The following is a 14462-nucleotide window of genomic DNA, read 5'->3' on the forward strand; positions in this document are numbered from 1 at the left end:
TCGGCATGGTATTGACGCACGGCCAACGCCCCCGCCACACCAAGGGCAAGCTTCCGCAGCCCAGCCCAGAGTTAAAACGCCGCACTGGATTCGCCGTGCGTTTCGCCCTAGGTCTTGAACTGCACAGGAGACCCACATGACCGCTCAGAAGCTGACCCTATACCTTGCAGCCCCTCGCGGGTTCTGCGCCGGTGTCGATCGCGCCATCAAGATCGTCGAGATGGCGCTGCAAAAATGGGGCGCCCCGGTCTATGTCCGGCACGAGATCGTGCACAACAAATACGTGGTGGACAGTCTGCGCGACAAGGGCGCCGTCTTTGTCGAAGAGCTGTCCGACTGCCCGCCCGACCGTCCGGTGATCTTCAGCGCCCATGGCGTGCCGAAATCCGTTCCCGCCGAAGCGGCGCGGCGCGAGATGATCTATGTCGATGCCACCTGCCCGCTGGTCAGCAAGGTGCATATCGAGGCGGCCCGCCATCACGAGAACGGTCTTCAGATGATCATGATCGGCCATGCCGGCCACCCCGAGACCATCGGCACCATGGGCCAGCTGCCCGAGGGCGAGGTACTGCTGGTGGAAACCCCCGCCGATGTGGCGCAGGTGCAGGTGCGCGATGCGCAGCGGCTGGCCTTCGTCACCCAGACCACCCTGTCGGTCGATGATACCGTGGAAATCGTCGCCGCCCTGCGCGCGCGCTTTCCGGCCATTGTCGGCCCGCACAAGGAAGACATCTGCTACGCCACCACCAACCGTCAGGACGCGGTCAAGGTCATCGCTCCGGATTGCGACGCGATGCTGGTGGTCGGCGCGCCCAATTCATCCAATTCGCGCCGTCTGGTCGAAGTCGCCCGCAAGGCCGGGTGCGGCTATGCGCAGCTGGTGATGCGCGCCTCGAACATCGACTGGCGCGCCCTCGAAGGGGCGAAGACCGTGGGCGTCACCGCCGGGGCCTCCGCCCCCGAGGTGCTGATCGACGAGGTCATCGGCGCGTTTTGCGATCGCTACGACGTGACGGTCGAGACGGTCGAGACCGCGACCGAAACCATCGAATTCAAGGTCCCGCGCGTGTTGCGCGAGATGGCCTGAGCAGGCCGCGCCGCGATGGGTCCGGTTCCACGCTCTGCGCTGCTGCTGGCGATTGCCGGGCTGATCCCCTTTGTCTGGAGCGCGGTAACGCTGGTCAGCGATCCCGCCTATGAGCTGAGCTATGCCCTGCTGGGCGGGCGGTTCGTCGGGCCTTATCTGCACCTGTCCTACGGCATGGTGATCCTTGCCTTCATGGCAGGGGTGCTTTGGGGGTTTGCCGCCAAGGCCTCGCGCGAACAGGCGCCGATCTGCTATGCGCTGTCGGTGATCCCGGCGCTCTGGGCGTTTTTCATGGCGGGCGGCGGGCCGGTGTCGGCGGGGATGAATCTGATCTTTGGCTATCTCGGCTTGCTGGCGCTGGATTGGCAATTCTGGAAATGGCAGCTGGCTCCACGCTGGTGGTTGCACCTGCGCCTGCCGATGACGGCGGCGGTGGTGGCGCTGCTGTTCGTTGGAGTGATGGCATGAGCGATCCGCAGACGCTAAAAGTCTATGCCGAAAAGGCCCGCGATTACGAGGCGCTGGCCCCGAACTACCCCTACCCCGCCATGGCCGCCTTTGTGGCCCGCCTGCCCGCCGGGGCGCGGGTGCTGGATTATGGCTGCGGTCCGGGGCTGGATGCCGGGTATATGGCCTCGCAAGGAATGACAGTCGACGCGCTGGATGCCTCGCCCGAGATGGTGGCACTGGCGGCAACGCGCCCCGGCGTGACAGCGACGCTGGGCGATTTCGATGCGCTGAGCGCCGAGGCGCTGTACGATGCGATCTGGGCCAGCTTCAGCCTGCTGCACGCACCGCGCGATGCGATGCCGCGCCACCTTGCCGCCATCGCCCGCGCCCTGAAGCCGGGCGGCCTGCTGGGCCTGACGCTGAAAGAGGGAAGCGGTGAGGCGCGCGACCGGCTGGGTCGGTTCTACACCTATTACACCGAAACCGAGCTGCGCCCCCTGTTGGACGCGGCGGGGCTGAGCGTGATGGATGTGGCGCGCGGCAGCAGCTCCGGGCTTGACGGCAGTGCCGCGAACTGGATAAGCGTCACCGCCCATGCCTGAACTTTTTGCCTATACCGACGGAGCTTGCTCCGGCAATCCCGGCCCCGGAGGCTGGGGCGTGCTGCTGCGCGCCATGGACGGCGAGACCGTCTCGAAACAACGCGAGCTTTCCGGAGGAGAGCGCGACACCACCAACAACCGGATGGAGTTGATGGCGGCGATCTCGGCGCTTGAATCGCTGACGCGGCCATCCTCGATCACGGTCATCACCGACAGTGCCTACGTCAAGAATGGCGTCACCGGCTGGATTCACGGCTGGAAGCGCAATGGCTGGAAGACCGCCGCCAAGAAGCCGGTCAAGAACGCCGAGCTGTGGCAGCGTCTGGACGAAGCGCAAAAGCGCCACGAGGTGACGTGGAAATGGGTCAAGGGCCACGCCGGGCACCCCGAAAACGAACGCGCCGACGAGCTGGCCCGCGCCGGCATGGCGCCGTTCAAGGCCGGAAAGTGACATGAGCCTGATCGCGGTGCTCGACTATGCCTCGGTGCTGGTCTTTGCCGCAACCGGGGCGCTGGTGGCGAGCCGCGCGCAGCTGGATATCGTCGGGTTCTGCTTCATGGCCTGCCTGACGGCGCTTGGCGGCGGCACCATGCGCGATCTGCTGCTGGATCGCGAAGTTCTGTGGATCGGAAATCCAGCCTATCTTGGCATTGCCTGCGCGGCGGCGGTGCTGTGTTTCTTTACCGCGCATCTGCTGGAAAGCCGGATGCGGGCGATCCTCTGGCTGGATGCGGCGGCGCTGAGCTTTGCCGTGGCCGCCGGCGCCGGGATCGCCGCGAACGCCGGGCTCAGCTGGCCGCTGGTTCTGGTGATGGGGGTGATGACCGGCTGCCTTGGCGGGCTGATGCGCGACGTGGTGGCCAATGAGGTGCCGCTATTGCTAAAGCAGGGCGAGCCTTACGCCACCTGCGCGCTGATCGGTGCCGGGGCGCTGTTGCTGGCGGAAACCACCGAGATGCTGCCCGGACGAGGAGCGTTGATCGGCGCGATGCTGACCTTTGTCGCGCGGGGCGGCACGCTGGCCTTTGGCTGGCAGCTGCCGGTTTACAAGAGCCGCCCGCCGCGCAGCTGACCGCCCGTTTCGCATGGCCGCTGGGGCCCGATGCCTCCGGCGGGGATATTTAGGGCCAGAAGAAACCGGGGCGGCGCGGTCAGCCTTCGCTGGCGATGCCGGAGAGGATCGGACAATCGGGGCGGTGGTCGCCGTGGCAGGCATCGACGAGTTTTGCGAGGGTGTCGTGCATGTCCTGAAGCTGGGCGATCTTGTCTTCGATCTGTGCGAGGTGGTCTTGCGCAAGGCGTTTGACGTCGGCGCTTTCGCGGGACTGGTCGTTATAAAGGCCAAGCAGCGTGCGGCAATCCTCGATGCTGAAGCCGAGGGCGCGGGCGCGGGCGAGGAAGGCGAGCTTGTGCAGATCCTGCTTCGAGAAATCGCGGTAGCCGTTTTCGCTGCGCGACGGCGCGATGAGGCCGATGTCTTCGTAGTAGCGGATGGTCTTGGCGGGCAGGCCCGCGCGCTCTGACACCTGTCCGATGTTCATGCTGCGGCCTCCTTGGGCTGGCGGGCGATCGAGGCAACGCGGCGCAGGCGCAGCGCGTTGCTGAGCACGAAGACCGAGGACAGCGCCATCGCCCCGGCCGCCAGCATCGGCGAGAGCATCATCCCGAAGAGCGGATAGAGCGCCCCCGCCGCCACCGGGATCAGCAGCACGTTGTAGCCAAACGCCCAGAACAGGTTCTGCCGGATGTTGCGCAGCACCGCGCCGGACAGGTTCACCGCCTCGGCAACGCCCGCCGGATCGCCGGATACCAGCACCACGTCGGCGCTTTCAATGGCGACATCGGTGCCGGTGCCGATGGCGATGCCCACGTCGGCCTCGGCCAGCGCCGGGGCGTCGTTGATGCCGTCGCCGACGAAGGCCACCGCGCCGAAGCGTTGGCGCAGGGATTTTACCGCGTCGAGCTTGCCTTCGGGCAGGATCTCGGCCTGCACCTCGTCGATGTTCAGCGCGGCGGCGATGGATTGCGCCGTGGCTGCGGTGTCGCCGGTGATCATCGCGGTCTTGAGGCCGCGCTGGTGCAGCAAGTCGATGGCACGCTGCGCTTCGGGCTTGACCGTGTCGGCGACCGCAAACACCGCCGCGATGTGTCCATCCAATGCCATCAGCACCGGGGTCTGGCCCGCCTGCGCGATCCGATTGAACGGGGCTTCGAGTGAGCCGAGCGCGATGTTTTCGCGATCCATCAGGCGCTTGGCGCCGATCAGCACGCTACGGCCGTCGATCCGCGCCTTGAGGCCGTGCCCGGAGATCGCCTCGAGGCTTTCGGGTTGAGGCAGGCCCGTTGTCGCCTGTTCCAGCGCGCGGGCGATGGGGTGTTCAGAGCCTTGTTCGGCGCTGGCTGCGAGGCGTAGCGCCTCTGCGGCGTCGATGCCATCGGTGATGGTTTCGATCAGAACCGGGCGACCCATCGTCAGGGTGCCGGTCTTGTCGAAGGCGATGACGCGCACGTCGTCCAGTGCCTGCAACGCATCGCCCTTGCGGAACAGCACGCCCAGTTCGGCGGCGCGCCCGGTGCCGACCATGATCGAGGTCGGCGTGGCCAGTCCCATGGCGCAGGGGCAGGCGATGATCAGCACCGACACCGCGGCCACCACCGCCAGCGCCAGCGACGGGCCAAGGATCAACCATGTCACGAAGGTGAGCAGCGCCACCGCGATCACGGCGGGCACGAACCAGACCACGACCTTGTCGGCCAGCGCCTGAATGGGCAGCCGCGCGCCTTGCGCCTGTTCGACAAGGGCGATGATGCGGGCCAGCATGGTATCCTTTCCGACCGCCGTGGCGCGCAAGCTCAGCGCGCCCTGCCCGTTGATCGTGCCGCCAACCACCATGGCGCCGGCCTCCTTCAGCACGGGCACCGGCTCGCCGGTGATCATGCTTTCGTCGATGTAGCTTGCACCGGTGAGGATTTCACCATCGACCGCGATGCGCTCGCCGGGGCGGACATGCACGATATCGCCGACCTCCAGATCCTCGACCGGAACCTCGACAATGACATCATCGCGGGCGACCCGCGCGGTCGTCGGGCGCAAACCCACCAGCCGCCGGATCGCCGCGCCGGTGCGCCCCTTGGCGCGCGCCTCGAGAAAGCGGCCGAGCAGGATCAGCGTCACGATCACCGCCGCCGCCTCGAAATAGACCGCGCGCGAGCTTGCGGGCAGCAGCCCCGGCGCAAACAGCGCCACGGTGGAATACCCCCATGCCGCCAGCGTTCCAAGCGCCACCAGCGAATTCATGTCGGGCGCGCGTTTGGCCAGCAAGGGCAACCCGATCTGGTAGAAGCGACGGCCGGGAAACACCATCACCAGCGTCACCAGCACGAATTGCAGCGCCCAGGACGCGGTCTGCCCGATGCTGTTCAGCATCAGCGCGTGAAAGCCGGGGACGACATGCCCACCCATTTCGATCACGAAGACCGGCAGGGTCAACGCTGCGGCGACGATCAGATCGCGCAGCAATCTGCGCTGCTCGGCCGCCTTTTCCTGCCTGCGCTCGGCGCTGTCGTCGCTGCCCGGGCGGGCGGGGTAGCCGGCATCGCTCACCCGTTGGGCAAGCTCCGAAGGGTCGGCGCTGCCGGCCAGCAGAGTGACCTCTGCGGTGTCACTGGCCAGATTGACATGGGCGCTCAACACGCCGGGCACGGCGAGCAGCGCCTGTTCCACCCGTCCTGCACAGGACGCGCAGCTCATCCCGGTGACGCCAAGCGAGATCCGCGATTCACGCGCAGGATACCCCGCGTCTTTCAGCGCGTCGCGCAGGGCGCTGATGCCGGCGCTGCCTTTGATCGTGGCCGTTCTGGTGGCCAGATTGACGCTGGCATCGCTCACGCCGGGAACGGCGGAAAGCGCCTTTTGCGCGCGGCCTGCGCAACCGCCGCAGGTCAGCCCTGTGACTTCGAATTGGGTGGTCCCGTCAGCCATCAATGCCTCCTTGGCTCATGCTGAACGGGATATAGTGGTTCCAGTCACTGGAAGGTCAAGGGGCAGCGCAGCCTGTCCCGACACTCCTCGCACAGCAGTGGCAGACCGAGACGGGTGCCCGCCTCGACCAGCGGCAGGATCGCCTGCGGCGCGACCAGCATCATCGCTTCGGCCGTAGCGGTGTCGCGGTCCTGTTCGGCGCAATGCAGCACGAACCGGGCCAGATTCAGCTCGTCGTCCGAAACGCTGCGGGCACCGGGCCTTAGGATCAGCGGCGCGTTCCAGCCGTGCTGCCCGAGCATCGCCAGCACCTGCAGGAACCCATCGATTGCCTGCGCAGCGCGGGCGTCGCCGATGTTTGCCGCAAGCTCGGCTTCGATGGGCCCGATGTCGTCCCGTGTGCGCAGCATCCGCACAATGCGCCATTCCGGGGGGCGCAAGGCAACCCCGGATCTCTCGAAATGTTCGTGACGCATATCGGCCCTCCGTTCCCTGCCGCGCATGAACGCCGGGCTGCTCGGAGGGCTCCGATCTGGCTGGACTCCTTTATCCTGACTTAAAAAGTCGGATAAATCAAGCGCCGCCGGTTTCCGCTGCGATCTGGGCGCGGGACTTGCGGGCACGCTCGGTGGCGGATTTCAGCTGGCCACAGGCGGCCATGATGTCTTCGCCCCGCGGCCTGCGGATCGGGGAGGCATAGCCCGAATTGTGGACGATATCGGCAAACCGCGCGATCCGTTCGCGATCCGAGCGCTGGTAAGGCGCGCCGGGCCATTCGTTGAACGGGATCAGGTTGATCTTGGCCGGGATGCCCTTGATCAACTCCACCAGTCGGCGGGCGTCGGCATCGCTGTCGTTCACATCCTTCAGCATCACATATTCAAAGGTGATGCGTTCGGAATTCGACAGGCGCGGATACTCGCGCAATGCGTTCAACAGCGTCTCCATGTTCCAGCGCTTGTTGATCGGCACCAGCTTGTTGCGCACCTCATCGGTGGTGGCGTGGAAGCTGACCGCCAGCAGGCAGCCGATTTCCTCGGCGCATTTGGCGATCTCGGGGACAACGCCCGAGGTCGACAGCGTGATCCGCCGGCGGCTGAGCGCGATGCCCTCGCCATCCATCGCGATCTTCATCGCATCGCGCACGTTGTCGAAATTATACAGAGGCTCGCCCATGCCCATCAGCACGATGTTGGACAGCAGCCGTGGGCCATCATCGCCCGAGCCGGTGCCATGGGCGGGCCATTCTTCCAGATCGTCACGCGCCAGCATGACCTGACCGACGATCTCGCCCGCGGTCAGGTTGCGCACCAGTTTCTGCGTGCCGGTGTGGCAGAAGGAACAGGTCAGCGTGCAGCCGACCTGGCTGGAAATGCACAGCGTGCCACGGCCTTCCTCGGGGATATAGACGGTTTCCACCTCGTGCCCGCCCGCGATGCGGACAAGGTATTTGCGGGTGCCATCCGAGGAAACCTGCTTGCTGACGATCTCGGGCAGGGCAATTTCGAACTGCTCTTCGAGCAGGGCGCGATAGGGCTTGGCAAGGTTGGTCATCGCCGCGAAATCGCGCACGCCCCAGTGATAGATCCACTGCCAAAGCTGGTTGACCCGCATCTTGGCCTGCTTCTCGGGGGTGCCCGCCGCGATCAGCGCAGCGCGCAGCGCGTCGCGGGTGAGCCCCACGAGGTTCACCTTGCCACCTTCGGGCAGCTTGCGGGGAATGGTCACCAGATCCTGGGTGATGGGCGCATCTGCGGCCATGGCTGCGGTCCTTTGACTGAGGAAGACGTGCTCTTACAGGATTCGACGGAAAAATCAAAGGGTCTGTCAACAGGTCACCGGCACGCATCCGCAGAGGCGACAGGATGCCTGTAAACGGCACCGCGAACGCGGCCAAGACCGCGGCAGCAGCGACCGGCTGGAGGCGCCGGGACTACAGGGTCTTTTCGAAGAAATGGTCCGGGTAGGGATCGTCGTTGAAACGGTCGATCTCGGTCCAGCCAAGGCGACGATACATGGCGATGGCCTCGGTCAGGGCCGAGTTGCTGTCAAGGCGCAGCCGGTCGATGCCCAGCACTCGGGCGCGAATTTCCAGCTGATCCATCAGGCGCCTGGCAAGCCCCATGCCGCGCGCGGACGGGGCCGTCCACAACCGCTTGACCTCGGCGTAGCCCTTGTCGGTTCCCTTGAGACCGACACACCCGATCGGCATGCCATCCGAAAGCGCGACAAGGAACGCCCCGTGCGGGGCCATCATCGCGCTGGCCTCGGGGTCGGTGGACAGCTGCACCTCGAACCCGGTGGCGAGACGCTGCGCCAGTTCGGCATAGTAGGCCCCGAGGCAGGCGGTGGCGCGCGGGTCGTCGGGCGCGGTCTCTACGATCTCGGTCCGCTCGATGCCAAGCGCGGTGGCAACGATATCCATCGCCGCCAAAAGCCTGTCGGGGCACGGACAACGCGCGAGGATCTGCGCCGCCTGCGCGTCGGACAGCGCCTCGTAGGCGTCGAATTCCGCCGCGCCCTTGGGGGTCAGCGAAGCGAGACGGCGGCGGGCATCATTGGGAGCGCTGGCCGTGGTGATCAGCCCTTCGTCTTCAAGCCCCCGCAGCAGCCGGCTCATCAGTCCGGAATCCAGCCCGAGATAGCTGCGGATGTCGGCGACATCGCAGCGCCCGTTGCCAATGGTGTTGAGCACGCGCGCCGGGCCAAGCGGGCGCCCTCGCCCGAGGAACGAGCTGTCGAGCACCCCGGCTTCCGCGGTAACCGCACGGTGAAAGCGGCGGGTCCGGGCGATGGGGTCGGTAAGGTCGGTCATCGGCGCGCCCTCGGAGAATTGGCCTGACTTCTTTCAGTCCAGGTCCTCGAAGACAAGACCCTTGATCAGAAACGCTCCAGCAAGCGGCCGAGATAATCGAGTTCGGCCTCTGGCCGCTCGCCGTCACCAGAACGGCGGCGGATTTCATCGAGCAACTCGCGGGCGCGGCGGTAGACGTCTTCGTCCTGCACCATGTTCTCGTCAGAGCCGATGTTGCCGTTGGCCCCGGCGTTGCGGCCGAGAGGGTCGCGCTGCTGGCCGGGATTGCCGCCCTGCATCTGCCCCTGCTGGCCCTGATTTTGCTGCTGTTGCTGCGCCATGGCCTCGCCCAGCTCGCGCATGCCTTCGCGCAACGCCTCCATGGCGCGGGACTGATCGTCGATCGCGCCGGCAAGATCATCCTGACGCAGTGCATCTTCGGCGTCGTCCATCGCGTCTTCGGCGCGGCGCAGGGCCTCGCGGGCATTGTCGCCCGGCTCGGTTCCGGCTCCGGGCAGGTTCTGGCTTTGGCGGTTCAACTCGCCGCGCAGCTCTTGCTGACGGTCGGCGAGCTGGTCGCGCAGCGAACCCTGCCCTTGGCCGGGCTGATCGCCCTGACCTTGCCCCTGTCCTTGGCCCTGCTGCTGGCCTTCGCCCTGCTGGCCCTGACCCTGCTGACCGGGGTTGAACTGGTCCTGCAACTGGCGGAATGCCTCGTCGGACAGGCCTTGCTGTTCACGCAGCGTCTCGCCCAGACCTTCCATCGCCTGTTCTCCCGGAGACTGGCCGCCCTGCCCCTCGGTGACCTGCATGTTCTCCATCATTTCCTGAAGCTGGCGCAGCGCTTCCTGCGCTTCGGCCATGCGGCCCTTTTCCATCAGCTCCTGAATGCGGTCCATCATGCGTTGCAAATCGTTCTGGCTCATCTCCATGCTGTTCTGGTTCTGCGCGCTCTGCTGATCCGGGTCTGCGTTGCGCTCGGCCTGCCGCGACAGCTGGCGCAGGTAATCATCGGTTGCCTCGCGCAGCTCCTGCATCAACTCGGCGATTTCCTGATCCGAGGCGCCGTTTTTCATCGCCTCGCTGAGGCGCTCCTGCGCGCGCTGAAGCCGTTCGAGCGCCGAGGCAAGATCGCCTTCTTCGAGCAGCATCGCCAGATCCCACATCGCCGTGGCGATCTCTTCGCGTCGGTCCATGGACATGTCGGGCCCCGCCACTTCGAGATCGCCGAGAATCGCCTTCATCCGCAGATAGGGCACCGCCGAGCGGAACAGATCATCGGGCAGGTTTGAAATGGCGCGCATCATCCGGGTGATTTCGGGCACATTGCCACGGGTCCAAAGCAAGGCGCGGCGCAATTCGATCACCGACGCCGCGATCGGGTCAAAGAAACGCCGCCCCGGCAGGGTGATCACCTCGCTGTCGGTCCAGCCCTTTTGCCCGGCCTCATCCTCGACCCCCATCTCGAGCTTTACCGGCAGGTTGGCCCACGGGTGCTGCGAGAAATTCTCGACCAGCGTTTCGCTGAAATCGGCACGGTTGCCCGCAATGGGCATCGGCAAGGGCACCTCGATGGCGGCGACAGCCTCCGGCTCAGCGGCCAGCAGGTAGCGGCGGTCGACCTGATCGAGTTGAAGCGTCATCCGGGCGATGCCGGCGACCACGCCGTAATCATCCATCGCGGCAAAGGGAATCTGCGCGTCGCCCTCGTAGCTGGACTCAATCTCGCCCTCGCGGCGCACGCTCGGCGCGGCGTCGGGTTTCATGCTGATCTCCCATGCGCGACCACCGGGGCCGTCGATGGCAATGCGCCCCGAACTGGCGACACGGAAATCCTGCGCCGTCGCTTCGGCGCCCTGCGGCGCGAGCGGGCGGTTCGACACGCTTTCCTCGACGCTCAGCGCGCCGACCTCGCCATACATGCGCAGGGTGATCTGCGCGCCCTCGGGCACGTCGATGCCCGGCGCGGTGATGTCATTGAGATAGACCGACGGCAGGCGGGTATAGCGCGGCGGCTCCATCCAGCCCTCCCACGCCGGGCCGGAGGCAAGATCGCCGCTCGGGCCCATCGCCGTAACGGATGAGACCCGCAGGAAAGAGCCGAACACCAGCGCCGCGGCAAAGGCCAGCAGCGCAACGTAGCGCAGCGCGAACGGATCGGCCCGGGACACGCGCAGATCGGGTTCCACCGCCTTTGCCTCGGCCAGCCGGGCGCGCATCCGCGCCTGATGTGCCTGCCACACCGCCTGCGATCCGGGATCGGCAGCGCCAATCGCCTGCGCATCCAGCGCCGCCTGAATCGGATTGCCCTTGAGCGAGCCATCGAGCCGCGCCAGCGCCTCGGCCCTTGTCGGGCGGCGCCATGTGCGAAACCCGCGCCAGATCGCCCAGCCAAGGCCAGCAAGGAACACCGCCCCACCGGCCCAGACCCATTCCACCGCGACCAGATCCTGCACGCCCAGCATCAGCAGCGCCAGCGCCGAGATCAGCACCGACCACAGCGGCCAGAAGGCGCGCGTGACCCTTTCGGCGGACATGCCCCACAGGGTCAGCCGAAGCGGCCAGCGGATGGGGCCGAGGATATCGGGGGGCGTCTCGGGCGGCGTACTGCCTTGCGCGGGCATGGGCGTCTCCTTCGGGCGGGGCCGAAGGGGAATTGCCCTACAGCCACTCGGGCAGGCTATCGCGGTTTATCATATCCTCAAAGGACGGACGCGGCCGTATGACAGCGAATTGATCATCCCTGACGAGAACTTCGGGGACAAGTGCCCGCGTATTGTACTCGGAGGCCATTACCGAACCGTAAGCGCCCGCCGAACGGAACGCCACGAGATCGCCTTCGCCAAGCGCGGGCATCATGCGCCCCTTGGCAAAGGTGTCCCCGGATTCGCAGACCGGGCCGACGATGTCGAACGGCGCCTGTTCGGCCCCAGCCTTGGCTTCGATCACCGGCACGATGTCATGATGGGCATCATACATTGCCGGGCGGATCAGATCGTTCATCGCCGCATCGAGGATCAGGAAATTGCGCCCTTCGCCTTCCTTGACGTAGATCACCTTCGACACAAGGATGCCCGCGTTGCCCGCGATCAGGCGGCCCGGCTCGATCTCGATCTCGCAGCCCAGATGCCCCAGTTCGCGCTGCACCACCGCGCCATATTCCACCGGCAGCGGCGGCGCCTCGTTGGAACGGGTGTAGGGAATGCCCAAGCCCCCGCCCAGATCGAGCCGCGAAATCTCGTGCCCGTCGGCGCGCAGCACTTCGGTGAGTTCGGCGACCTTGCGATAGGCCATGGCGAACGGCTCAAGATCGGTCAGCTGCGAGCCGATGTGTACGTCGATGCCGACGACCTTCAGCCCCGGCAGCGCCGCCGCCTCGGCATAGACGCTCCGCGCCTTGGCGATGGGAATGCCGAACTTGTTCTCGGATTTGCCGGTGGCGATCTTGGCGTGGGTTTTTGCATCCACATCCGGGTTCACCCGCACGGTCACCGGGGCGATCACCCCCATGGACGACGCGATTTCCGAGATCACCCGCATTTCGGGCTCGCTCTCGATGTTGAACTGGCGCACGCCCCCGGTCAGTGCGGCGCGGATTTCGTCGCGGGTCTTGCCGATGCCGGAAAACACGATGCGCTCGCCCGGCACGCCAGCGGCCTTGGCCCGCGCGTATTCGCCGCCCGACACCACATCCATGCCGGCGCCAGCTTCGGCCAGCGTCTTGAGGATCGCCTGATTCGACGCCGCCTTCATCGCGTAGCAGACAAGATGCGGGCCCCATGCCAGCGCCTCGTCGAACAGCCGGAAATGGCGCAGCAGCGTCGCCGTCGAATAGATATAGACCGGCGAGCCGACGGCGGCGGCGATATCCGCCACTGGCACGTCTTCGGCGTAAAGCTGGCCGTCGCGATAGAGAAAATGATCCATGCCGGTCTCCGTGCCTTTGGCGGGCAGCCTGGCCGCCCGTTGGTCTTTGCCTGTGTGTTCTGCGCTCGGGCGGGCCTTACCAGCCGCCCGAAACGCCCATCTCTGCCGTGCCGCTGACCGACAGCTGAATTGCGCTGTCGGATTTTGCCTTCGGCGCCACCGGCTCTCCATCCGCGCCGCAGCCGGCGATCAGCAGCGCCAGCGCAAGAGTTGCGAGCGGCTTCATGACAGGATCTCCGTCCAGCGGGCGACCTGCTCGCGCACGCGCGCCGGGGCGGTGCCGCCATAGCTGAGCCGGCTGGCGACCGAGTTGTGCACGCCCAGCACATCATAGATGCCCTGCGTGATCGCGCCGCTGACCGATTGCATGTCTTCGAGCGACAGATCGGGCAGATCGCAGCCCTTTTTCTCGGCCATGGCGACCAGCGTGCCGGTCACGTGATGGGCCTCGCGGAACGGCAGCCCGGTTTCGCGCACCAACCAGTCGGCAAGATCGGTCGCGGTGCTGAACCCGGCGGACGCGGCAGCTTCGAGATTGGCGACATTGGCGCTCATGTCGCGCACCATGCCCTCCATCGCGGCCAGCGCCAGCATCAGGTTGTCGGCGGCGTCGAACACCTGTTCCTTGTCTTCCTGCATGTCCTTGGAATAGGCCAGCGGCAGACCTTTCATCACCATCATCAGCGCGACATTTGCACCAAAGATGCGGCCGATTTTGGCGCGGATCAGCTCGGCGGCGTCGGGGTTCTTTTTCTGCGGCATGATCGACGAGCCGGTGGAAAAGCGATCCGACAGCGTGACAAAGCGGAACTGGGCCGAAGACCAGATCACCAGTTCCTCGGCGAAACGGCTCAGGTGCATGGCGCAGATGCTGGCTGCGCCAAGGAATTCCAGCGCGAAATCGCGATCCGACACCGCATCGAGCGAATTGGCGGCAGGGCGGTCGAACCCCAGCGCCTCCGCGGTCATCTGGCGGTCGATGTTGAACCCCGTGCCCGCCAGCGCCGCCGCGCCAAGCGGGCTTTCGTTCATCCGCTTGCGCCCGTCGCGGATGCGGGACAGATCGCGGGCGAACATCTCGACATAGGCCATCATGTGATGCCCCCAAGTCACCGGCTGCGCGGTTTGCAGATGGGTAAAACCGGGCATGACCCAATCGGCCCCAGCCTCGGCTTGCCCCAGAAGCGCGCGGATCAGCGCCAGCAACCCCTGTTCCGCAGCGTCGAACTGATCGCGCACCCAGAGTTTGAAATCCGTCGCCACCTGATCGTTGCGCGAGCGGGCGGTGTGCAACCGGCCTGCAGGCTCGCCGACGATCTCTTTCAGCCGCGCCTCGACATTCATGTGAATGTCTTCGAGCGCGGTGGAAAATTCGAATGTGCCGCCCTCGATCTCTGACAGTACCGTGAGCAGGCCTTCCCGAATGACCTCTGCGTCGCTATCACTGATGATGCCTGTGGCGGCGAGCATCGCGGCATGGGCCCTTGAACCGGCGATATCCTGCGCCGCAAGCCGCTTGTCGAAGCTGATCGAGGCGTTGATCGCCTCCATGATCGCATCGGGGCCAGCGGCAAAGCGGCCGCCCCACATCTGGTTCGAGGTCTTGTCCGACATGCTGA

The 14462-nt window shown here is 66.0% G+C and carries 14 protein-coding genes; 5 read left to right on the top strand and 9 right to left on the bottom strand.

What is annotated here, in order from left to right:
- Positions 1-136: 136 nt before the first annotated feature.
- The 5 genes from ispH to Q4543_RS01685 are packed head-to-tail and all read left to right on the top strand — an operon-like array spanning position 137 to position 3212.
- On the top strand, positions 137-1087 hold the full coding sequence (ispH, locus tag Q4543_RS01665; protein WP_303435963.1) for a 4-hydroxy-3-methylbut-2-enyl diphosphate reductase: 951 nt from the start codon (positions 137-139) through the stop codon (positions 1085-1087).
- A 15-nt stretch (positions 1088-1102) separates the two neighbouring features.
- Positions 1103-1555, top strand: coding sequence for a DUF3429 domain-containing protein (locus tag Q4543_RS01670; RefSeq protein WP_303435965.1), 453 nt, complete (start codon positions 1103-1105; stop codon positions 1553-1555).
- Positions 1552-2139, top strand: a complete 588-nt coding sequence (locus Q4543_RS01675; protein WP_303435968.1) for a bifunctional 2-polyprenyl-6-hydroxyphenol methylase/3-demethylubiquinol 3-O-methyltransferase UbiG — start codon at positions 1552-1554, stop codon at positions 2137-2139. Before Q4543_RS01670 ends, Q4543_RS01675 begins: the two co-directional genes overlap by 4 nt.
- The gene (gene rnhA, locus Q4543_RS01680) at positions 2132-2590 is read left to right on the top strand and encodes a ribonuclease HI (RefSeq protein WP_216002250.1); all 459 of its coding nucleotides are present in this window, start codon (positions 2132-2134) and stop codon (positions 2588-2590) included. The genes Q4543_RS01675 and rnhA overlap by 8 nt, the downstream gene beginning before the upstream one ends.
- A 1-nt stretch (position 2591) precedes the next feature.
- Positions 2592-3212 (top strand): trimeric intracellular cation channel family protein, encoded by a 621-nt coding sequence (locus tag Q4543_RS01685; protein WP_303435971.1) that lies wholly within the window; start codon positions 2592-2594, stop codon positions 3210-3212.
- A 79-nt stretch (positions 3213-3291) separates the two neighbouring features.
- On the opposite strand, the gene cueR is transcribed toward Q4543_RS01685, so the two are convergent.
- The 9 genes from cueR to argH all read right to left on the bottom strand — a co-directional run bounded on the left by cueR (position 3292) and on the right by argH (position 14457).
- The gene (gene cueR, locus Q4543_RS01690; protein WP_303435973.1) at positions 3292-3681 is read right to left on the bottom strand and encodes a Cu(I)-responsive transcriptional regulator; all 390 of its coding nucleotides are present in this window, start codon (positions 3679-3681) and stop codon (positions 3292-3294) included.
- Positions 3678-6122, bottom strand: a complete 2445-nt coding sequence (locus Q4543_RS01695; protein ID WP_303435975.1) for a heavy metal translocating P-type ATPase — start codon at positions 6120-6122, stop codon at positions 3678-3680. Before Q4543_RS01695 ends, cueR begins: the two co-directional genes overlap by 4 nt.
- A gap of 44 nt (positions 6123-6166) precedes the next feature.
- Positions 6167-6598 (bottom strand): hypothetical protein, encoded by a 432-nt coding sequence (locus Q4543_RS01700; RefSeq protein WP_303435978.1) that lies wholly within the window; start codon positions 6596-6598, stop codon positions 6167-6169.
- Positions 6599-6695: 97 nt separating this feature from the next.
- On the bottom strand, positions 6696-7883 hold the full coding sequence (gene rlmN / locus Q4543_RS01705) for a 23S rRNA (adenine(2503)-C(2))-methyltransferase RlmN (protein WP_303435980.1): 1188 nt from the start codon (positions 7881-7883) through the stop codon (positions 6696-6698).
- A 172-nt stretch (positions 7884-8055) separates the two neighbouring features.
- Positions 8056-8937 (bottom strand): bifunctional helix-turn-helix transcriptional regulator/GNAT family N-acetyltransferase, encoded by an 882-nt coding sequence (locus tag Q4543_RS01710; RefSeq protein WP_303435982.1) that lies wholly within the window; start codon positions 8935-8937, stop codon positions 8056-8058.
- A 65-nt stretch (positions 8938-9002) separates the two neighbouring features.
- Entirely contained in the window at positions 9003-11540 is a 2538-nt protein-coding gene (locus Q4543_RS01715; RefSeq protein ID WP_303435984.1) for a TIGR02302 family protein, read from the bottom strand.
- Positions 11541-11577: 37 nt separating this feature from the next.
- Positions 11578-12843: a diaminopimelate decarboxylase gene (gene lysA, locus Q4543_RS01720; RefSeq protein ID WP_303435986.1), complete on the bottom strand. Its 1266-nt coding sequence runs from the start codon at positions 12841-12843 to the stop codon at positions 11578-11580.
- A gap of 76 nt (positions 12844-12919) precedes the next feature.
- On the bottom strand, positions 12920-13069 hold the full coding sequence (locus tag Q4543_RS01725; RefSeq protein WP_303435988.1) for an argininosuccinate lyase: 150 nt from the start codon (positions 13067-13069) through the stop codon (positions 12920-12922).
- Positions 13066-14457, bottom strand: a complete 1392-nt coding sequence (gene argH, locus Q4543_RS01730) for an argininosuccinate lyase (RefSeq protein WP_303435990.1) — start codon at positions 14455-14457, stop codon at positions 13066-13068. The genes Q4543_RS01725 and argH overlap by 4 nt, the downstream gene beginning before the upstream one ends.
- Between the last annotated feature and the right edge of the window lie 5 nt (positions 14458-14462).

This window comes from Salipiger sp. 1_MG-2023 (assembly GCF_030547555.1).
In the GTDB taxonomy this organism is placed as follows: Bacteria; Pseudomonadota; Alphaproteobacteria; order Rhodobacterales; family Rhodobacteraceae; genus Salipiger.